Origin of the sequence: Sphingomonas sp. GCM10030256 (assembly GCF_042666415.1) — a bacterium.
Lineage (GTDB): Bacteria > Pseudomonadota > Alphaproteobacteria > Sphingomonadales > Sphingomonadaceae > Sphingomicrobium.
In genome coordinates, this window is the sequence record NZ_JBHTDI010000001.1 from 442,472 (window position 1) to 462,021 (window position 19,550).

Genomic DNA, 19,550 nt, shown 5'->3' on the forward strand with positions numbered 1-19,550 from the left:
GGCTCACCTCCTGCTGTCTTATACCAGACCGGACTTCAGACCGTGAAACTTTCCCCGCACCCGCATGCGCCCTTGGCATTGGGATTGTCGAACACGAAGCCGGCGGTGAAATCGTCCTCGCGCCAGTCCATCACCGAGCCGATCAGGTAGAGGATCGAGGCGCCATCGACGTAGAAAGTGCCGCCCGGCGTGACGATCTTCTCGTCGAAGCGGTCCTCTTCGGTGACATAGTCGACCGAGTAGGCGAGGCCGGAGCAGCCGCGACGAGGGGTGGAAAGCTTGACCCCGATCGCGCCTTCGGGAGCGCGGCTCATCAAGTCGGCGATGCGCTGCTCGGCCGCGGCGGTGAGGGAGATGGCCGCGGGCCGGGCGCGGGTTTTGGTGCTGGTCATATGGAATACCGAATTGCCGCTCGTCCCGAGCGGATCGCAACGTGCGAAGTCGAGCGGAATTGTTGTTGCGAGATCATCTCAAAGCATCCCCAGTTCAAGCCGGGCCTCGTCGCTCATCTTGCTCGGATCCCACGGCGGATCCCAGACCAGCTTGACCTCCGCATCGCGGACGCCCGGAACCGACAGCACCCGCAACTCGACCTCACCCGGCATCGATTCCGCCACCGGGCAGTGCGGCGTCGTCAGGGTCATGGTGACCACAGCATCGCCATCCTCGTCGACTGCCACGTCGTAGATCAGGCCGAGCTCGTAGATGTCGACCGGGATCTCCGGGTCATAGATCGTCTTCAGCGCCTCGACGATGGCGGCCTGAACGTCACCGCCCGGGCCGTGGGCAGGCACCTCGTTCGGCTGCTCGGCGAGGAAGCCGGCGAGATAGTCGCGCTTGCGCTCGAAGGTCTCGGACGGCGTTTCCGGCTCGACCCGGGCACGCGGCGGCGGGGCAATCTCCGTCACTTCCTCGACCTCGATCTTCTTTTCCTCACCCATCATCCGAATATCCGTTGAACGCGCTTCAAACCGTCGACCAGCGCCGCGATGTCGTCGCTGCCCGAATGCACCGCGAAGCTGGCGCGGCAGGTGGCGGGGACGCCAAGCACCTCCATCAGCGGCTGGGCGCAGTGATGCCCGGCGCGGATCGCCACTCCGGCATCGTCCAGGATGGTGCCAACATCGTGCGGATGCACCCCCTCGAGCGCGAAGCTGACGATTCCGGCGCTCTCCTCGGGCCCGAACAGGCGGACCGAGTTGAACCCGCGCAGCGCCTCACGGCATTGGCGAACCAGCTCCAGCTCGTGGGCGTGGATAGCAGCGCGGCCGAGGCCTTCGACCCAGTCGAGCGCGGCATGGAGTCCGATTGCTCCCACGATGTGCGGTGTGCCCGCTTCGAACCGCGCCGGCGCATCGAGGTAGGTGGAGCGCGCGAACGTCACCGCATCGATCATCGCCCCCCCGCCATGCCACGGCGGCATGGACTGGAGCAAATCAGTGCGGCCCCACAGCGCCCCGATCCCCGTCGGACCGTAAAGCTTGTGGCCGGAAAAGGCGTAGAAGTCGCACCCGCTCTCCGCGACATCGACAGCAATCCGCGGCGCCGCTTGGCAGCCGTCGAGCAGCAGCAGGGCGCCCTTGCTGTGGGCGATCTCCGCAGCGCGCCGAGCGTCGAGGATCGAGCCGAGTACGTTGGAGATGTGCGCCAGGGCGATGACGCGATGCTGATCGCTGACCAAGCGCTCGGCAGCGTCAAGGTCGATGCAACCGTCGGCGGTCAGGGGAACGACGTCGATCTCGTACCCAGCGAGCTGCCACGGGACGATGTTGCTGTGGTGCTCCAATGCGGAGAGGAGGACGCGGTTGCGGCCCTCCTTCGGAAGCTGGCGGGCGACCAGGTTGATCGCCTCGGTTGCGCCGCGGGTGAAGACCACTTGGTTCGCCGCCGCCCCGATGTAGCGGGCGATGGCAGAGCGGGCCTCCTCATAGGCCAGTGTCATGTCGCTAGAGCGCTGGTACACGCCCCGGTGCACGGTGGCATAGTCGCGCGCGTAGGCGAGGTCGATCGCGTCGATCACCGCCTGCGGCTTCTGTGCGGTGGCGGCCGAGTCGAGGTAGTGCCAGTTGGCGAGCGCCGGGAATTGGTCGCGGACGCTCAGCTCACCCCCTTCTGGAGAGGTGGCGCGAAGCGAGGGAAGGGTGAGTGACCCCTCTGTCGAGCTGGGCTCGACATCTCCCCCGAGGGGGAGAAGCTGGCTCTCGCTCACTTCGTCACCTCACGCAGCGCAGCCCGGGTTGCCTCTACCAGCGCCTCACGCTGCGCCTTATCGGGCACGTCGTCCCAGAGCTGCAGCACGAAACCCTCCAGCAGCAGCGCCTTGGCGCTCGCCGGATCGAGCCCGCGGCTCATGGCGTAGAACAGCTGGTTGGGGTCAAGCTCGCCAACCGACGCGCCATGCGCGCATTTCACGTCGTCTGCGTAGATTTCGAGTTCCGGCTTGCAGTTCGCCATCGCGCCGCGATCGAGCAGCATGGCCTTGACCGACTGCTCGCCGTCCACCTTCTGCGCGTGGCGGGCAACCGCGACCTTGCCGAGGTAGCTGCCAGTCGCCTTGCCGGCGAGAACGGAGCGCACATACTGGCGCGACGTGCCGTTCGGCTCGACGTGACGAACTACGGTGACGATCTCTTGCGTCGCCTTGCCGCCACCGATGTTGGCGCCGTCGAAGGTGAAGTTGGCGCCTTCGCGGACTTCGACATCCATCTCGTAGCGGCCGTATTCCGACGCGGTGTTCAGCGCGAAGATCGACAGCTCCGCGCCGGGCTCGACAATGATCTCGGCGCGGCGGACCTGAATCGGCTCGCTGGTCGGCAACAGCGAATGCCAGTGCTTCTCTCCGGCCGGGACAACAATCTGCCGCGGCGCTTCGAGGGCATCCCAGACGCTCTTAAGTGCGTCCAGATCGGCGTAGCGCCAGGCCTCATCCTTGCGCGATGGAAACAGCTCCTCCCCCTTGGGAAAGCTAGCGCGAAGCGCCGGAGGGGTGAGTGACCCCTCTGTCGAGCTTCGGCCGACATCTCGCCCAAGCGGGAGAAGCTCGGTGGTGCTCACGCCGCCACCTCCGCATAGCCCTCGCGCTCGAGCTCGTGGGCGAGCTCCGGCCCGCCGCTGCGAACGATCCGCCCTTCCGCGAGCACATGGACTCGGTCGGGCTGCACCACGTCGAGCAGGCGCTGGTAGTGGGTGATCAGCAGCACGCCCTTGTCGGGTGCGCGCATGATGCGGTTGATGCCGGCTCCGACGATCCGCAGCGCGTCGATGTCGAGGCCGCTGTCGGTTTCGTCCAGGACGGCGAAGCGCGGGCGCATGATGCCCATCTGGACCATCTCGGCGCGCTTCTTCTCGCCGCCGGAGAATCCGACGTTGACCGGGCGCTTGAGCATTTCGATGTCCATCCCGAGCTCGGTCGCTTCGACGCGGGCGAGGCGGATGAATTCGGCGCCCGAGAGTTCCGCGTCACCGCGGGCGCGGCGCTGGGCGTTGAGACTCTCGCGGATGAACTGCATTCCGGAGACGCCGGGGATCTCGACTGGATACTGGAAGCCGAGGAACAGGCCCGCGGCGGCGCGTTCGTGGGGTTCCTGCGCGAGCAGGTCTTCGCCCATGAAGGTCACGGAGCCTTCGGTCACCTCATAGCCGGGCCGCCCGCCGAGTACGTAGGCGAGGGTCGACTTGCCCGCCCCGTTCGGCCCCATGATAGCATGCACCTCGCCCGCTGGAACGGTGAGGCTGAGGCCGTTCAGGATCGGCTTGTCCGCGACGGTCGCGTGGAGGTTGGTGATTTGAAGCATATTTGTCCTGATTAGTTCGCGGGCTTAGCTGCCCGGTCGGCGCGTATCCGCTGAAGCAGCTTGTCAAAATTCGGCTTAGCCTGCGCTTCAAGCATAGCGTTCAGCTCTGTCGCCTGAGCGGGCGTGTAATCGCGAGCAATCGCCGCGCCGAGCTGATCCTTCAGCTCTTTGCAGCCGGCGGTTGCATCGGCGAAGATGGATTGGTCGGTCGCTGCAGTATTCGTCAGACGAACCGCATAGGTCGTCATACAACGATCATGCGCTTGGGCGAGCATCATTGCACTCGGCTGAGCAGTCTGTGCAGAAATCGGCTGAGCCGCCACTACTGCACCCGGAACGGCAATCGACCAACCAATACGCATTACCCAACACTCCCCTCTAAACTAATCCCCAGCAGCTTCTGCGCCTCTACCGCGAACTCCATCGGCAGCTGCTTCAGCACCTCGCGGGCGAAGCCGTTGACGATCAGCGCCACCGCCGCCTCCTGGTCCAGCCCACGGCTCATGGCGTAGAACAGCTGGTCCTCGCTGATCTTGGACGTGGTCGCCTCATGCTCGATGGTCGCGGTTGGGTTCTTGACCTCGATGTAGGGGACGGTGTGCGCGCCGCATTGGTCGCCGAGCAGCAGGCTGTCGCACTGGGTGAAGTTGCGGACGTTCTCCGCGCCCGGCAGCACGCGCACCAGCCCACGGTAGGTGTTGTCGCTGCGGCCGGCGCTGATGCCCTTGGACACGATCGTCGAGCGGGTGTTGGCGCCGATGTGCACCATTTTGGTGCCGGTGTCGGCTTGCTGCCGGTTGTTGGTCAGCGCGACCGAGTAGAACTCGCCGACGCTGCCCTCGCCCTTGAGGATGCAGCTGGGGTATTTCCAGGTGATCGCGCTGCCGGTCTCGACCTGGGTCCAGCTGACCTTGGCCCGCGCGCCCGAGCACAGCGCCCGCTTGGTGACGAAGTTGAAGATGCCGCCACGGCCTTCCGCATCGCCCGGATACCAGTTCTGGACGGTGCTGTACTTCACCTCCGCATCCTCGTGCGCGAAGATCTCGACCACCGCGGCGTGGAGCTGGTTCTCGTCGCGCATCGGCGCGGTGCAGCCTTCGAGGTAGCTGACGTAGCTGCCCTTGTCGGCCACGATCAGCGTGCGCTCGAACTGGCCGGTATTCTCAGCATTGATGCGGAAATAGGTCGACAGCTCCATTGGGCATCGGACGCCCTCGGGGATGTAGACGAAGGTGCCGTCGGAGAAGACCGCGCTGTTCAAGCAAGCGAAGTAATTGTCGCGCTGCGGAACGACGCTGCCGAGATATTTGCGGACGAGGTCCGGAAATTCCTTCACCGCTTCGCTGATCGAGCGGAAGATGACCCCGGCCTTGTCCAATTCCTCGCGGAAGGTGGTGGCGACGGAGACGCTGTCGAACACCGCGTCGACCGCGACCTTGCGCGCGCCCTCAACTCCGGCGAGCACCTTCTGCTCCTCGATCGGGATGCCGAGCTTTTCGTAGGTGCGGCGGATCTCCGGGTCGAGTTCGTCCAGGCTCGCGAGCGTCGGGCGCTTCTTCGGCTCCGCGTAATAATAGGAGTCCTGGTAATCGATCGGGGGGATGTCGAGCTTGGCCCAGTCGACCTCCTCCATCTCCAGCCAGGCGCGATAGCCCTTCAGCCGCCAATCGAGCAGCCATTCCGGCTCGCCCTTCTTGGCGCTGATGAAGCGAACCGTGTCCTCTGTCAGGCCCTTGGGCGCAAAGTCGGACTCGATGTCACTGGTGAAGCCCCATTCGTAGGTCGCGAGCTTGTCCGCCGCCTCGTGCGCTTCGCGGTTCTTGAGGGTGGTCTGTTCGTTCACTTGGCGAAACTCGGAATGGAGGAAATCCGCTCATGCTGAGGAGCCTCTGAGCCTGTCGAAGTAGCGTCTCGAAGCACCGGTTGCGCATGCCCTTCGAGACGGGCCTTCAATGCGCTTCGCTTCCTCAGTCCCTCCTCAGGGTGAGCGGCAGTGGGATAGGCGAGGCTCTCCAGCGTCACCGCCGCAAGCGCACCGCGCACTGCATTGCTGACCACGCTCATGTGCGGCTTGACCCGGCACATGGCGTCGAGCGCGCAGTCGCTCGCCTCGTCCGAACCGCTGCATTGGGTCATGGCGATCGGGCCCTCGACCGCTTCGACCATGTCCGCGAGGGTGATGTCAGCAGGAAAGCGGGCGAGGACAAAGCCGCCACCCGCTCCGCGCACGCTGACCAGGAGGCCGGAAGCTGCAAGCTTGCCCATCAATTTCTGCGCCGTGGGCAACGGCACGCCCGTGTCCTCCGCCAGCACCGACGCACTCAGCCGAGCCCCCGCGGGAGCACGGGCGGCAGCGGTCATGATCACGACCGCATAGTCGGCAAGGTGGGTCAGGCGCATCTATTCGGAGCTTTCCAGTCCGATTTGTGCGCTCGGTCGCGGAAAATCAAGTCAGGGGAAGTGCGTAGGGCTCGATGTGCTCCCGCGCAGGCGGGAGCCCAGTCCGGCGCAGAGCGCCGCTTGCTGCCGCAAGAGTCATTGGCTTGGGGCTGGGCTCCCTCCCCCGCGGGAGCCCAGCGCCTACCCCTTCGTCCGCGTGATCCATTCGTCGACGCGCTTTTCGAGCATGTCGAGCGGCATGGAACCGGCCAGCAGGATCGTGTCGTGGAACTGGCGATCGTCGTAGCGTTCGCCAAGCTGCTGCTTCGCCCGGGCGCGCAGCCCCTCGATCTTGAGCTTGCCGATCATGTAAGCGGTCGCCTGGCCCGGGTAGACGACATAGCGCTCGATCGCCTTGACGATCCCGCCCTTGGCATCGGCGCTATTGTCCTCGACGTACTTGATCGCCTGTTCGCGGGTCCAGCGCTTGTGGTGGATGCCTGAGTCGACCACCAGCCGGATGGCGCGGTGGAGTTCCAACTGCAGCCGGCCGAAATCGCGGTACGGGTCCTGGTAGAGGCCCATCTCCTTGCACAATTTCTCCGCATACAGCCCCCAGCCCTCATCGGTGGCGTTGTAGCCGCTGAACTGGCGGAACGGCGGGACCGAGCCCTTGGGCAGTTCTGACAGCACCGCGCCCTGCAGGTGGTGTCCGGGGATTCCCTCGTGACAGTACAGCGCCTCGACCTCGGTCGAAGGCATGTCGTTCATGTCGTAGAGGTTGACGTAATAGATGCCGGGCCGAGAGCCGTCGGGCGGCGGGTCGTTGTAAAAGGCCTTGCCGGCGCTCTTCTCGCGGAATGGCTCCACCGGCTTGATCTGCAACTCGGTCTTCGGGAGTCGGCCGAAGAAGCGCGGCAGCACGGCCTGGACCTGAGTCTGAGCCTTGAGGCTTTCGTCCAGATACATCTGCTTACCCGCGGCATTGTTGGGGTAATAGAATTGCCTGGACGTTCGCATGTGCTCGAAGAAGTCGCGCAGCGAGCCCTTGAAGCCGACCTTGTCCTTGATCGCGGTCATCTCACCATGGATGCGGGCAACCTGTGCGAGGCCGAGATCGTGGATTTGGTCGGGGGTGAGATCGGTGGTGGTGTAATAGCGGGTCCGCGCCTGATATTCGGCGGCACCGTTGGGGAAGCGCCAGATACCGTCGTCGTGGCCGGCCTTGACCTGCTGCGCCTGCATCAGGGCGATGACCCGCTGGTAGGCCGGCTTCAGATCGCGAACCATCGCCGTGCGCCCAGCGTCGAGCAGCCGCTTCTTGGTCGCGGCGTCGGCGTGGAGCTTGGCGACCTTGCCCTTGAAGTCGGCCCACAGGTCATTGTCCTTGGCCGCGTCGAACGGCGCGCCCCTAATGAGATTTCGGCTGTCGTCGATGATGTAGGGGAACACCCAGCGCGGCGGCAGCACGCCCAGCGCCTCACGGGCCCGCGCCTCGGCGATCGATTGATCGAGGTAGCGGGCGACCGCGCTAATCCGCGAGACATAGGCTTCCGCCTCGGCGACGTTCGCAACCTTGTGAATGTTGATCAGGAACGCCGGGCCATCCGCCTGGGCGCCATTCATCTGGTCGAACACGTAGCCGCTCTTGCGATACGGCCACAGAGAGTCAGAACGGGCGATGCGGTACAGGAACAGGTCGTAGCTGAGCTGGTCCTCCGGGCTCAGCGACGCGCGCGGGAAGCGGCTCTTCAGGTCGGCGGCGTAACGCTGGTCGAGCGCGCGATTCTCCTCCGCCGCGGCGTCGGTGAACTCGTCCCACTTGCCATAGTCGCCATCCTTGATCCCGCGATAGGCCTTGGACAGGGGCGACAGCGCCAGTTCGGCCTTGTCATACTCCTCGAAGAAGGCGGCGAGCTCCGGGTTGGCGGCCGGGATCGGTGCGACCGCCGACTGCGCCGCCTCTGTCGGAGCGGCGGGAGTGCCTTCTGTTGCCGGCGGCGGCGCCAGCAGCGGGTCGGTGTTGGCGGTGGAGGCGCACGCCGCAAGCAGGGCGGCGGAGGCGAGGAGAAGAATACGCTTCAACGTTCGGCCTTTCGCTGGCGCGGCCAGCTGGATTGCTTCGCCGCGCTCGCAATGACGAGTGAGTCGTCATCGCGGGGAGTGGCGTGCGAAGCAATCCACCTTTCGACAAAATGCTTGCGCTGCCATAACCCGGGCGATGAGCCTGTACCCGCTGCTTCGCCCATTGATCTTCCGGCTCGATGCGGAGCGAGCGCATGGCCTCACCATCGCCGCCTTGAAGGCGAACCCCCGCCGAGCCGGCGCTGGCCTCCCAAGTGCGCTGGCCAGCACGATCGCGGGGCTCCGCTTCCCCAACCCCGTCGGACTCGCCGCCGGGTTCGACAAGGACGCCGAGGTACCGGAGGCGTTGCTGCGGCTCGGTTTCGGCTTCGTCGAGGTAGGGACCCTGACGCCGCGACCGCAGTCGGGCAACGCCCGGCCGCGCCTGTTCCGGCTGGTCGAGGACCGCGCCATTATCAACCGACACGGCTTCAACAATAGGGGGCAGGAGGATGCGTTGCGGCGCCTTGCGCGACGCAGCCGGCAGAACGGACCCGTCGGGGTGAACATCGGGGCCAACAAGGACAGTGCCGATCGCATCGCTGATTATGCTGAAGGGGTGCGGCGCATGGCGCCGGTGGCTGACTATCTGACGATCAACATCAGCTCTCCCAACACGCCAGGATTGCGCCAGTTGCAGGACGAAGGCGCGTTGCGCGACCTGCTGTCGGCGGTCCGGCAGGCGCGAACAGCAAGCGGCCCGCCCGTGTTTCTCAAACTTGCGCCGGACCTGGGCGCTGACGAGCCGGGGCAGATCGTTCGAGCCGCCATCGACCATGGCGTCGATGCGCTAATCGTCAGCAACACCACAATCAGCCGCCCGCCCCTCCACTCGCCCCATGCGGCCGAAGCGGGTGGTCTGTCGGGCGAGCCGCTGAAGCCACTCGCCCTCGAAGCGCTGCGCCGTTTTCGCTCGGAAACGGGCGGTCAGCTGCCACTCATCGGGGTCGGCGGTATCGCTTCGGCGGACGATGCGTGGCAGCGCATCCGCGCGGGAGCGAGTCTGGTCCAGCTCTATTCGGCGCTGGTCTACGAAGGGCCCGGCCTGGCGCTGCGGATCGCACGCGGTCTCGCCGATCGGCTGCACGAGCATGGCTTCGCCACCATTGCCGAGGCGGTGGGGAGCGAGTAGCCCACGGTCATGCGTGCCCCTCTCCTGCTGCTTGCCGGCGCCTTGCTCCTGCCCGGCTGCACCACCGTTCCAACCTCACCTGCCACCACGTCCAGAGGGGTCGTCAGCGCCGCTGATCCCCGCGCTGCGGATGCGGGGGCGGAGGTGCTGCGTCAGGGCGGCAGCGCCGCCGATGCGGCCTTTGCGACCCTGCTCGCCCTGACCGTGGTCGAGCCGCAGTCGAGCGGCATCGGCGGCGGCGGCTTCCTGGTCTACGACGATGGCGACGGTACGCCTGAGACCTATGATGGGCGCGAGACCGCGCCGGCCGCGGCGAACGAAACCTGGTTCTTCGTCGGCGGCAAACCGCTGGACAACCGCGCGGCGGTTCCCGGCGGGCGTAGCGTCGGCGTTCCGGGCAACATTCGAATGATGGCACTGGCCCATCGCGGCCAAGGGCGGCTCCCATGGGCCAGCCTGTTCGAGCCGGCGATCCGCCTGGCGCGCGACGGCTTCGCGATCAGCCCGCGGCTTGCGGAGTTTCTCACCCGCTTCAAGGAAACAGGTGCGCTGAGCGCTGAGGGCCGAGCACTCTTCTACCAGCCAGATGGGTCCGCTAAGCCGGCCGGTACCCTGGTCCGCAACCCGCAATTGTCGGTGTTCCTGGAGCAGGTTGCGAGGCGCGGACCGGAGCATTTCTACAGCGGCCAGAATGCGGCGGCGATTGCCTCCGCCGTCGGCAACGCACCGCGCAATCCGGCGCCGATGACTGCCGCGGACATCGCCCGCTATCCGGCCAAGCAACGCGACCCGGTGTGCGGCAGCTATCGTGGCTACCGCATCTGCGGCATGGGTCCGCCCTCGTCCGGCGGTACCACCGTGTTCGCGATCCTCAAGCAGCTTGAACGTTTCGACCTCGCCCGCCTCGGCCCGGCGTCGCCCACCAGCTGGCACCTGATCGCGGACTCCATGCGGCTCGCTTTTGCCGACCGCGATCGCTACCTTGCCGATCCCGACTTCGTAAGCGTTCCGACGGCGGGCCTGCTGGCTCAGGATTATCTCGCCGCGCGCTCGGCGCTGATCGCGCCCGACCGCGCTCTCGCCGAGGTGCAAGCCGGAACGCCGGCGAAGGCGACCCCGGTGCGTGCGGGGCTGCAGCCGGTTGAGCAAGGCACGTCGCACTTCGTTGCCGTGGATCGCTGGGGCGAAGTGGCGAGCCTGACCTCGACCATCGAGAGCGCCTTCGGCTCCGGCCTGATGGTCAACGGCTATTACCTCAACAACGAACTGACCGACTTCAGCCTGGTACCGAACGTCGACAACGACTGGGTGGCCAACCGCGTGCAGCCGGGCAAGCGGCCGCGCAGTTCGATGGCGCCGACGATCGTCTATGGTCCCGACGGCAAGGTCCGACTGGCGATCGGGGCGGCCGGCGGCGCGACGATCATCGCCCAGGTCGCCAAGGCGATCATCGGCGTCGTCGACTGGAACATGAACGCCCAAGACGCGATCGCCGCACCGGTGATCTTCGCGCCGGAGAAGACCATCTACCTCGAACGGGGCAGTGCGCTGGAAGCGATGGCGCCGTCGCTCCGGTTACTGGGCCACACGGTCGAACTGCGCGCGCCCAGCTTCAAGGGCAACGCAATCGAATGGCGGGCCGGTCGCTGGGTCGGAGCGGCCGATCCGCGCAGCGAGGGAGCAGCAGTTCCAGAATGACCAAGCGTACTCAGCTCGAGGTCTTTCCCAACCTCGTTGCCATGTTCCTCAACCGTGCCGACGCGAAGGGCGCCGAGCCGTTCCTGTGGCGCAAGTCCGGCGGGCAGTGGCAGTCGATCAGTTGGCGGGACGCCGCGCACCAGGTGGCAGCCCTGTCGGCCAGCTTGCTGCGATTGGGCCTGAAACCCGGCGACCGGGTCATGCTGGTCAGCGAAAACCGGCCGGAATGGCTGATCGCCGACCTTGCGATCATGGCCGCGGGCTGCGTGACGGTGCCGACCTACACCACGAACACCACCCGTGATCATACCCACATCTTGGGCAACAGCGGCGCACGGGCGGTGATCGTCTCCAACCAGAAGCTGGCCCGCAACCTCATTCCGGCGGTCCTGTTCTCGTCCGACTGCCACGACGTGATCGGGATCGACGACATCCGCACCGGGCAGGCGATGGAGGGCGCTCGCTTCCATGCCTGGGACGAGCTCACGAAGGATGGCGGCGACGTCGCGGACGTTCGCAGGCGCATTGCGGCGGTCCGGCGGGAGGACCTTGCCTGCCTGATCTACACCAGCGGCACCGGCGGAGCGCCGCGCGGAGTGCGCCAGCACCATGGCGCAGTCCTCCACAACGTGGCTGCCTGCACCGACGTGATCGCCAACGACTTTGGCTGGCACGACGAGATCTTTCTCTCCTTCCTGCCCGCGAGCCACGCCTACGAACATACCGGCGGTCAGCACTTCCCGATCGGGCTCGGCGCGCAAATCTATTATGCCGAAAGCCTGGAGAAACTGGCCGCGAACATCGAGGAGGTCCGACCGACCATCATGGTGGTCGTGCCCCGCCTGTTCGAAATGCTCCGCGCGCGAATCCTCAAGACAATCGAGAAGGGCGGCGGCCTGTCACGACGGTTGCTGAACCGAGCACTGCAGATCGGGGCGGAACGCTACCAGAACGGGACCATTCCCCTCAGCGACAAGCCCATGGACCTGCTGCTCGGACTGACGCTTCGCCGCAAGGTCGGCCGTAAGTTCGGCGGTCGGATCAAGGCAATGGTGTCGGGCGGCGCGCCGCTGAACCCGGAAGTCGGCATCTTCTTCGACGCGCTCGGCCTCACCCTGCTGCAGGGCTACGGTCAGACCGAGGCAGGGCCGGTGATCAGCTGCAATCGGCCCAAGAACGGCATCCGAATGGATACGGTGGGACCGCCGCTCCTCAACACCGAAGTGCGGATCGCCGATGACGGCGAGATCCTGGTCCGGGGCGAGCTGGTTATGCACGGTTATTGGCGCAACGACGAGGAGACTGCGCGCGTCCTCAAGGATGCCGGCGACGGGACGGGGGTGTGGCTGCATACCGGCGACGTGGGCCACTTCGACGAAGCTGGTCGGATCAAGATCACGGACCGAAAGAAGGACCTGATCGTCAACGACAAGGGCGATAACGTTTCGCCGCAACGGGTCGAGGGCATGCTGACGCTGCAGCCGGAGATCGCTCAGGCGATGGTCGCCGGCGACCAGCGGCCGCACCTGGTCGGGCTGCTGGTGCCGGAACCGGAGCTGGTGCAGCAGATGAAGGGCGACGAGTCGGCGATCCGGGCAGAGCTGGGCAAGGCAGTCGACCGGGTCAATGCCGACCTGTCGGTGATCGAGAAGGTCCGCCGCTTCACCATTGCCGACGAGCCGTTCACGGTCGAGAACGAGCAGCTGACCCCGTCGATGAAGATACGCCGCCACGTCATCAAGGCGCGCTACGGCGAGCGGCTCAACGCACTCTACGGTCGTTAGGTCAGCCGCGGCGGCGGCTTGGCCCCGTGTAGGGCACGAAGTCGCCCAGCGAGCAGGAGCCGCCATTGAAGCCGCTGACAAGGTCGACGACCTGCACGATCTCGCCCCGGCACAGACCGGTGCCACCGACGGTGCGGATCACCATCGTATAGCCAGGCCGGCCCAGCGGGGAGCAGCCGCCCGGCGGGTCGTTCCGCCAGACGCGGTTGGAGCCATCACGGAACAGGATGGTGTTGTCGTCAACAACCACCATGTTGTTGCGGGTATAGAGCGGCAGGCAACTGCGCGGCTCGCCGGCGACCTTGCCGGCAAGGTAGCGATCGAGTTGCTGTTGAGCCTCCGCGGTGCGTTGCGGCGGATTGGCGGTGCTTGTCGCGCAACCGGCGAGAAGGCCGGCCAAGACAGCAATGGGGACGATATGGCGCATGGGGGACCTCTCGGGTTGCGAGGTTCTAACGCTTAACTCTCTTGCGCTTTCCGTCATGAACGAAAGCTGTCCTTGGCCTCCCGCAGCTGAGCGAATTCGCCGATGTCGCCGGCGCGCATGAACAGGTTGGTCGAACGCTCCTGACCGATGGTGGTCGGAAGAGTGATCTCACCTCGCCGGCGGGCTTGCTCGACCGCCGCGAGCCGCTCGGCAACCGCGGGATCATCGGGGGCCATCGCGGCGGAAAAGCGGGCGTTGGCGAGCGTATATTCGTGCGCGGCATATATTGCGGTGGTTTCGGGCAGCGTCGCGAGGCGCTGGAGGTTGTGGTGCATCTGCTCCGCGGTGCCCTCGAACAAGCGGCCGCAGCCCATCGCGAACAAGGTGTCTCCGACAAAGGCGAGCGCCGCATCGTCGAACAGGTAAGCGATGTGTCCGGCAGTGTGCGCGGGCACTTCCCACACGCGCGCTTCCAGCGAGCCGACCGCAACCCGGTCGCCTTCGCCCACCTGCCGATCGATGCCGGGAATACGGTCGGCCTCCGCGGCAGGGCCAGTGATGATGCAGCCGGTCGCCTGCTTGATCCCGAGGTTGCCGCCGACGTGATCCGGATGCCAGTGGGTGTTGAGAATCTGCGTGATGCGCCAGCCGCGCGCATCTGCGGCGCGGAGCACCGGCTCGTCGACCGCAGGGTCGATCACCGCGGTTTCCCCGCTCGCCGGGTCATGGAGCAGCCAGACGTAATTGTCGCTGAGCGCCGGGACGACCTCGATGGCGAAGGCGGCAGTCACCAAGCCCCCGTGTTGGGCATGGAGGCCCATGGTTCGGCCGGAGCCTGCGCCGCACCCTTCTGGAGCAGTTCGATCGAGATCGCGTCGGGTGTCCGGACGAACGCCATTCGGCCGTCGCGCGGCGGGCGGTTGATGGTCACCCCCGCGTCCATCAGTCGGCGGCAGGTCTCGTAGATGTCATCCACCTGATAGGCGAGATGGCCGAAGTTGCGGCCACCGCCGTACGGCTCCGGATCCCAGTTGTGAGTGAGTTCGACCTCGCCGCCCTCGTCGCCCGGAACGCCGAGGAAGATCAGGGTGAAGCGGCCGGCCTCGTTGTCAATGCGGCGGCGCTCTTCGAGGCCGAGGAGCTTGAAGAAGCGGACGGTCGCGTCCGGGTCCGAAACCCGGATCATCGTGTGGAGAAATTTCATGCCACTCACTTGGGAGCGGCGGGCTTGTCCAGCAAGGCCAGGGCTTCGCGGGCAGCCTTGCCGGTCGGGCTGTTCGGCTCCCTTGCGGCGGCGCGGGTCCAGTAATCGCGCGCTGCCTTCAGGTCGCCGATGAAATGCGCGACGTGGCCGGCTTCGAACAGGATCAGCGCTTCGTTGGGAGCGAGGGTGAGCGCGCGGCCGATGGCATTCCTGGCCGTTACGGCATCGCCTTCGCGGATCGCCAGCGCGGCCGAAAAATACCACAGGAACGGGTCATCGGAGATGCTGGCCTGCGCCTCCGTGACCTTGGCCCGGGCGGTCTTGAGGTCGTTCTGCGCTTCGGCGGCCCGGGCGCGATCGAGCAGGGCTTCGCCGCGCTGCTCGGCCTGGAGGCCCGCACCGGCAAGCGCCTTGTCGAGCGCGAGCGCAGCCTTGCCCGGCTGGTCGGCGGCGATCCACAGGTTGCCGGCCGCCGCGAGCGCGCGGTCACGAGCCGCGCCCTGCGAGGCGGAGGCCAGCGCTTCGAACTCCTGCGCGGCGGCGTCGTGCTTGCCGGCGTCGCGCGCCTGGAACGCACGGCAGACCGCGCCATCGGTGCCGGACGCGCAAGGCGCGGGCGCCTGGGCCAACGCCGCGGCAGCAAGGAGGGTGAAGATCATCGGGCAAGCTCCAGAAGGTCGTCGGCGCTACGCAAGATCGCGCGGATCTCATGCGGCTCCGACAGGCGGTGCCCGCCGCCCTTTAGGATGTTCAACTGGACATCGGCTGAACGCAGCCGCGCCTTGAGGCGAAGCGCCACCCCCACCGGAACGTCCGTGTCGCCATCCCCGTGGATCAGCCGCACCGGTCCGTCGAACGCAATTTCTTCGTGGAGGAGGCGAAGCTGCTCGCCCGACTGCCAGAAGCCCAGTGTCGTCAGCTGAGCCTCGCCCCCGTAGGGATCCGCCCGTTGCAGCCGGCCGTCCCGCCGCAGCGTTGCCTTGTCCTCGGGCGTGAAGCCCCAGTCGGTGAAGTCGGGCGCGGCGGCGATGCCGAGCAGACCGCGCACCCGCTCGCGCTGTTGCAGCGCCAGGTGCAGCATGATCCAGCCCCCCATCGACGAGCCGGCGAGGATCAGCGGGCCTTGGGTCAGCCGGTCGATCGCCGCTCCTGCGTCCTCGATCCAGCGAGCCAGCGTTCCGTCCGCGAAGCGGCCGGAGGAGGAGCCAGTGCCGGAATAGTCGAGGCGCAGCATGGCGATGCCACGTTCGGCCGCGAAGGCGTCGAGCGCGAGGGCCTTGGCGCCCTCCATGTCCGAGGCATAGCCGGGCAGGAAAACGAGGGTCGCGGGACCCTCGCCGGGACGAAAGCGGGTTGCGATCCGGCGGCCGTCCGGCAGATCGATGAAGTGGATGTCGGGCTGGGTCATCGGGGTCGAATGTTCACAATGTTCACGGTGACGGGGGCGATTTTCTGCGGATCGTTCCTCCGTCGTTACCTGTTGACAGGTGCCTAGAACACATCGGCCTGTGTAGGACAGCGCTACGATCCAGTTCGCTCATCCGGAGGAGCCGCTGAGCTTGCCGAAGCGGCGTCTCGAAGGATTGCCGATGCTTCGAGACGGGCCTTCGACTTCGCTGCGCTCGGCTCAGTCCCTCCTCAGCATGAGCGGGTTGGAAATGATCTCCCCCGCCAGCACCGCCGCCTGCAGCGCCGCCATCTCGTCCGCCCAATAACGGTCGGTTGTGAGGTGGGGCGAAAGCTCGCGCACCTTGGCGTGCAGCTGCTGCAGCGGGGCGCTGGTCCTGAGCGGCGCGTGGTAGTCGACGCCCTGTGCCGCGGCGATCAGTTCGACCGCAATCACCCCGGCCGCATTGCGGGCGATGGTTGCAGCCTTGCGCGCGGCGATCGGGGCCATGGAGACATGGTCCTCCTGCCCCGCGCTGGTCGGGATGCTGTCGACGGACGCAGGAAAAGCGAGGCTCTTGTTCTCGCTGACCAGCGCCGCGGCGGTGACCTGAGGGATCATCAGGCCGCTGTTGACGCCGCCGTCGTCGACCAGGAACGCCGGAAGCCCGCTCATCTTGGGGTCGACCAGCACGGACGTGCGGCGTTCGGACAGGCTGCCGACTTCGCACAGCGCCATGGCAATAGTGTCGGCGGCAAAGGCGACCGGCTGGGCGTGAAAGTTGCCGCCGCTGATGGCGGAGTCTTCATCCTCGAACACGATCGGATTGTCGGTCACCGCCGCCGCCTCGATGGTGAGCGTGCGGGCGGCGTTGGCGAGCAGGTCCAGCGCGGCGCCCATTACCTGCGGCTGGCAGCGGAAGCTGTACGGGTCCTGGACCCGGCCGCAGCGGTGATGCGAGGCGACGATTTCCGAGCCGTCGAGCAGGCTGGCAATCTCGGCGGCGACGCGGATCTGGCCGGGCTGGCCGCGCAGCGCCGAAATGCGCGGGTCGAACGGCTTGACGCTGCCCTTCAGCGCATCGACCGACAGCGCCCCGGCGGCGAGGGCGGCGCCGAACACGCGTTCGGCGGCGAACAAAGCGTCGAGGGCGATGGCGCAACTCGCCTGGGTGCCGTTGATGAGGGCGAGGCCTTCCTTGGGACCGAGCTCGAGTGGTGCGAGGCCGAGCCGCTGCAGCGCCGCCCCGGCGGCGATCCGCTCACCGGCGAGATCGATCCAGCCGAAGCCCATCAGGGTTGCTGTCATGTGCGCCAGCGGGGCAAGGTCGCCGGACGCGCCGACGCTGCCCTGCGCCGGGATCACCGGCGTGGCGTCGCGCTCGAGCAGGCTCTGAAGCGCGTCGATCACCTCCGGCCGAACCCCCGAATAGCCGCGGCCGAGGCCGAGCAGCTTCAGCACGATCATCAGCCGGGTGACATGCCGCGGAAGCGCGTCGCCGAGGCCGCAGCTGTGCGACAGGATCAGGTTGCGCTGAAGCTCGGCGAGGCGCCCGGCCGGAATGCGCTCGTTGGCGAGCAGGCCGAAGCCGGTGTTGATGCCGTAGACGGTCTCCCCACCCGCGACGATGCGCTCGACCGCGGCGGCGGAGTCGCGCACGCGGTCCACGCTGGCGGCGTCGAGGCGGGAAGGCGCGCCGGTCCAGAGCTGGCGCAGGGTGGCGAGGTCGATGGCTTCGGGGTTGAGGGTGAGCATGGGTGCGGCGTTTGGCAGATGAAAAGCAGAGCGACTAGTCACGACCAACACGAGCGCTTCACGCTGCCAAGTCTGATAAAAACACAAGCAGGCGCTCTGGTCATCTTACCTAGGGCAGCTCAGAGCATCGGCAAATCGAGCCCCTGCTCCCGAGCGCAGTCCATCGCATCCTCATACCCTGCATCCGCATGACGCATCACGCCGGTGCCGGGGTCATTCCACAGGACCCGCTCCAGCCGGCGGGCCGCCTCTTCGGTGCCGTCGGCGACGATGACCATGCCGGCGTGCTGGCTGTAACCCATGCCGACGCCGCCCCCGTGGTGGAGGCTGACCCAGGTGGCGCCGCTCGCGGTGTTGAGGAGGGCGTTCAACAAAGGCCAGTCGGACACGGCGTCGCTGCCGTCCTTCATCGCCTCCGTCTCGCGGTTGGGTGACGCGACGCTGCCGCTGTCGAGATGATCGCGGCCGATGACGATGGGGGCGCTGACCTCGCCGCTCTTCACCATCTCGTTGAAGGCAAGGCCGAGGCGGTGGCGCTGGCCGAGGCCGACCCAGCAGATGCGGGCGGGCAGGCCCTGGAATGCGATCCGCTCTCGCGCCATGTCGAGCCAGCGGTGGAGGTGCGGGTCGTCGGGGATTAGTTCCTTCACGCGCTGGTCGGTGCGGTAGATGTCCTCCGGCTCGCCGGAGAGGGCGCACCAGCGGAACGGGCCGATGCCGCGGCAGAACAATGGGCGGACGTAAGCAGGCACGAAGCCGGGGAAGTCGAAGGCGTGGGTGACGCCGGTGTCGAGCGCTTCCTGGCGGATGTTGTTGCCATAGTCGAAGGTCGGAACGCCCAACTCCTTGTAGGACAGCATCGCCTCGACATGGCGGGCGATGGATATGCGGGCGGCGTGCGCGACGGCTGCGGGATCGCGCTCGCGCATGTCCTGCCACTTGGCGACGCTCCAGCCGATCGGCAGATAGCCGTTGGCGGGGTCGTGGGCGCTGGTCTGGTCGGTCAGCGCGTCGGGGCGGATGCCGCGGGCGAGCATCTCAGGGATGATCTCGGCGGCGTTGCCGAGCAGGCCGACGCTGGTGGGCTCGGTGGCTGTGCGGATGATCTCCAGCGCTTCGTCGATGCTAGCAGCGCGGCGGTCGAGATAGCGGGTTTCGAGGCGCTTCTCGATGCGGCTTTCCTGGCACTCGATGGCGATGCAGTGGGCGCCGGCCATCACCGCCGCGAGCGGCTGCGCCCCGCCCATGCCGCCGAGGCCGGCGGTGAGGATCCACTTGCCGCGCAAGTCGCCGCCGTAATGCTGGCGGCCCATCTCGGCGAAGGTCTCGTAGGTGCCTTGGACGATGCCCTGCGTGCCGATGTAGATCCACGAGCCTGCGGTCATCTGGCCGTACATCATGAGGCCCGCGCGATCGAGTTCGTTGAACTTCTCCCAGGTGGCCCACTTGGGCACGAGGTTGGAGTTGGCGATCAGCACGCGCGGGGCGTCGGGGTGGGTGCGGAAGACGCCGACCGGCTTGCCGGACTGGACGAGGAGGGTCTGGTCGTTTTCGAGGCGCTCGAGGGTCTCGACGATCTTGTCGTAGCAAGCCCAGTTGCGCGCGGCGCGGCCGATGCCGCCGTAGACGACCAGGCTCTGCGGGTCCTCGGCGACTTCCTCGTCGAGATTGTTCATCAGCATGCGGACGGCGGCTTCGGTGAGCCAGCTTTTGGCCTTGATCTCGTTGCCGCGGCGGGCGCGGATGCGGCGGCTGTTGTCGCGTCTTTGGTCCAAGTCGGTCCCCGTCATTGCGAGCGCAGCGAAGCAATCCAGTGCACTTCGATGCGCCCAAGAAAACTGGATTGCCGCGTCGCTGCGCTCCTCG

Annotated in this window: 19 protein-coding genes; 3 read left to right on the forward strand and 16 right to left on the reverse strand. The window is 66.7% G+C overall.

Features of this window, described 5'->3' with window-relative positions; genetic code table 11:
- Nucleotides 1-35 precede the first annotated feature (35 nt).
- The 9 genes from ACFQPG_RS02025 to ACFQPG_RS02065 form a co-directional block, all read right to left on the reverse strand.
- Nucleotides 36-392: a HesB/IscA family protein gene (locus ACFQPG_RS02025; RefSeq protein WP_380809860.1), complete on the reverse strand. Its 357-nt coding sequence runs from the start codon at nt 390-392 to the stop codon at nt 36-38.
- 78 nt (nt 393-470) lie between these two features.
- Entirely contained in the window at nt 471-941 is a 471-nt protein-coding gene (locus ACFQPG_RS02030) for an SUF system Fe-S cluster assembly protein (RefSeq protein WP_380811673.1), read from the reverse strand.
- Complete coding sequence (locus ACFQPG_RS02035; RefSeq protein WP_380809862.1) at nt 941-2,209, reverse strand: cysteine desulfurase; 1,269 nt, start codon at nt 2,207-2,209, stop codon at nt 941-943. The genes ACFQPG_RS02030 and ACFQPG_RS02035 overlap by 1 nt, the downstream gene beginning before the upstream one ends.
- On the reverse strand, nt 2,206-3,054 hold the full coding sequence (locus tag ACFQPG_RS02040; RefSeq protein ID WP_380809864.1) for a SufD family Fe-S cluster assembly protein: 849 nt from the start codon (nt 3,052-3,054) through the stop codon (nt 2,206-2,208). The genes ACFQPG_RS02035 and ACFQPG_RS02040 overlap by 4 nt, the downstream gene beginning before the upstream one ends.
- On the reverse strand, nt 3,051-3,794 hold the full coding sequence (sufC, locus tag ACFQPG_RS02045) for a Fe-S cluster assembly ATPase SufC (RefSeq protein ID WP_380809866.1): 744 nt from the start codon (nt 3,792-3,794) through the stop codon (nt 3,051-3,053). Before sufC ends, ACFQPG_RS02040 begins: the two co-directional genes overlap by 4 nt.
- A gap of 11 nt (nt 3,795-3,805) precedes the next feature.
- Nucleotides 3,806-4,156 carry a hypothetical protein gene (locus ACFQPG_RS02050; protein WP_380809868.1) on the reverse strand — a complete coding sequence of 117 codons (351 nt, stop codon included), beginning with the start codon at nt 4,154-4,156 and terminating at the stop codon, nt 3,806-3,808.
- Entirely contained in the window at nt 4,156-5,637 is a 1,482-nt protein-coding gene (gene sufB, locus ACFQPG_RS02055; RefSeq protein ID WP_380809870.1) for a Fe-S cluster assembly protein SufB, read from the reverse strand. Before sufB ends, ACFQPG_RS02050 begins: the two co-directional genes overlap by 1 nt.
- Nucleotides 5,634-6,194 (reverse strand): RrF2 family transcriptional regulator, encoded by a 561-nt coding sequence (locus ACFQPG_RS02060; RefSeq protein WP_380809872.1) that lies wholly within the window; start codon nt 6,192-6,194, stop codon nt 5,634-5,636. Before ACFQPG_RS02060 ends, sufB begins: the two co-directional genes overlap by 4 nt.
- A 180-nt stretch (nt 6,195-6,374) precedes the next feature.
- Nucleotides 6,375-8,258 carry a DUF885 domain-containing protein gene (locus ACFQPG_RS02065; RefSeq protein WP_380809874.1) on the reverse strand — a complete coding sequence of 628 codons (1,884 nt, stop codon included), beginning with the start codon at nt 8,256-8,258 and terminating at the stop codon, nt 6,375-6,377.
- 136 nt (nt 8,259-8,394) lie between these two features.
- Here ACFQPG_RS02065 and ACFQPG_RS02070 point away from each other — a divergent pair, with 136 nt between their 5' ends.
- Genes ACFQPG_RS02070 through ACFQPG_RS02080 form a run of 3 tightly spaced genes read left to right on the forward strand, consistent with a single transcriptional unit; the run spans nt 8,395 to nt 12,911 of the window.
- Nucleotides 8,395-9,429 (forward strand): quinone-dependent dihydroorotate dehydrogenase, encoded by a 1,035-nt coding sequence (locus tag ACFQPG_RS02070; protein ID WP_380809875.1) that lies wholly within the window; start codon nt 8,395-8,397, stop codon nt 9,427-9,429.
- Nucleotides 9,430-9,438: 9 nt separating this feature from the next.
- Complete coding sequence (gene ggt, locus ACFQPG_RS02075; protein WP_380809876.1) at nt 9,439-11,127, forward strand: gamma-glutamyltransferase; 1,689 nt, start codon at nt 9,439-9,441, stop codon at nt 11,125-11,127.
- Entirely contained in the window at nt 11,124-12,911 is a 1,788-nt protein-coding gene (locus tag ACFQPG_RS02080) for an AMP-dependent synthetase/ligase (RefSeq protein ID WP_380809878.1), read from the forward strand. The genes ggt and ACFQPG_RS02080 overlap by 4 nt, the downstream gene beginning before the upstream one ends.
- A gap of 1 nt (nt 12,912) precedes the next feature.
- Here the strand turns inward: ACFQPG_RS02080 and ACFQPG_RS02085 are convergent, their stop codons facing one another.
- The 7 genes from ACFQPG_RS02085 to hutU all read right to left on the reverse strand — a co-directional run bounded on the left by ACFQPG_RS02085 (nt 12,913) and on the right by hutU (nt 19,474).
- Nucleotides 12,913-13,338 (reverse strand): hypothetical protein, encoded by a 426-nt coding sequence (locus ACFQPG_RS02085; protein ID WP_380809880.1) that lies wholly within the window; start codon nt 13,336-13,338, stop codon nt 12,913-12,915.
- A 53-nt stretch (nt 13,339-13,391) separates the two neighbouring features.
- Nucleotides 13,392-14,129 (reverse strand): hydroxyacylglutathione hydrolase, encoded by a 738-nt coding sequence (gene gloB, locus ACFQPG_RS02090; protein ID WP_380809881.1) that lies wholly within the window; start codon nt 14,127-14,129, stop codon nt 13,392-13,394.
- Complete coding sequence (locus tag ACFQPG_RS02095; protein WP_380809883.1) at nt 14,126-14,542, reverse strand: VOC family protein; 417 nt, start codon at nt 14,540-14,542, stop codon at nt 14,126-14,128. The genes gloB and ACFQPG_RS02095 overlap by 4 nt, the downstream gene beginning before the upstream one ends.
- Before the next feature lie 5 nt (nt 14,543-14,547).
- Complete coding sequence (locus ACFQPG_RS02100; RefSeq protein WP_380809884.1) at nt 14,548-15,201, reverse strand: tetratricopeptide repeat protein; 654 nt, start codon at nt 15,199-15,201, stop codon at nt 14,548-14,550.
- Nucleotides 15,198-15,950 (reverse strand): alpha/beta fold hydrolase, encoded by a 753-nt coding sequence (locus ACFQPG_RS02105; protein ID WP_380809886.1) that lies wholly within the window; start codon nt 15,948-15,950, stop codon nt 15,198-15,200. Before ACFQPG_RS02105 ends, ACFQPG_RS02100 begins: the two co-directional genes overlap by 4 nt.
- Nucleotides 15,951-16,169: 219 nt before the next feature.
- Nucleotides 16,170-17,684 (reverse strand): histidine ammonia-lyase, encoded by a 1,515-nt coding sequence (hutH, locus tag ACFQPG_RS02110; protein WP_380809888.1) that lies wholly within the window; start codon nt 17,682-17,684, stop codon nt 16,170-16,172.
- 119 nt (nt 17,685-17,803) lie between these two features.
- Nucleotides 17,804-19,474, reverse strand: coding sequence for a urocanate hydratase (gene hutU / locus ACFQPG_RS02115; RefSeq protein ID WP_380809890.1), 1,671 nt, complete (start codon nt 19,472-19,474; stop codon nt 17,804-17,806).
- Nucleotides 19,475-19,550: the final 76 nt, after the last annotated feature.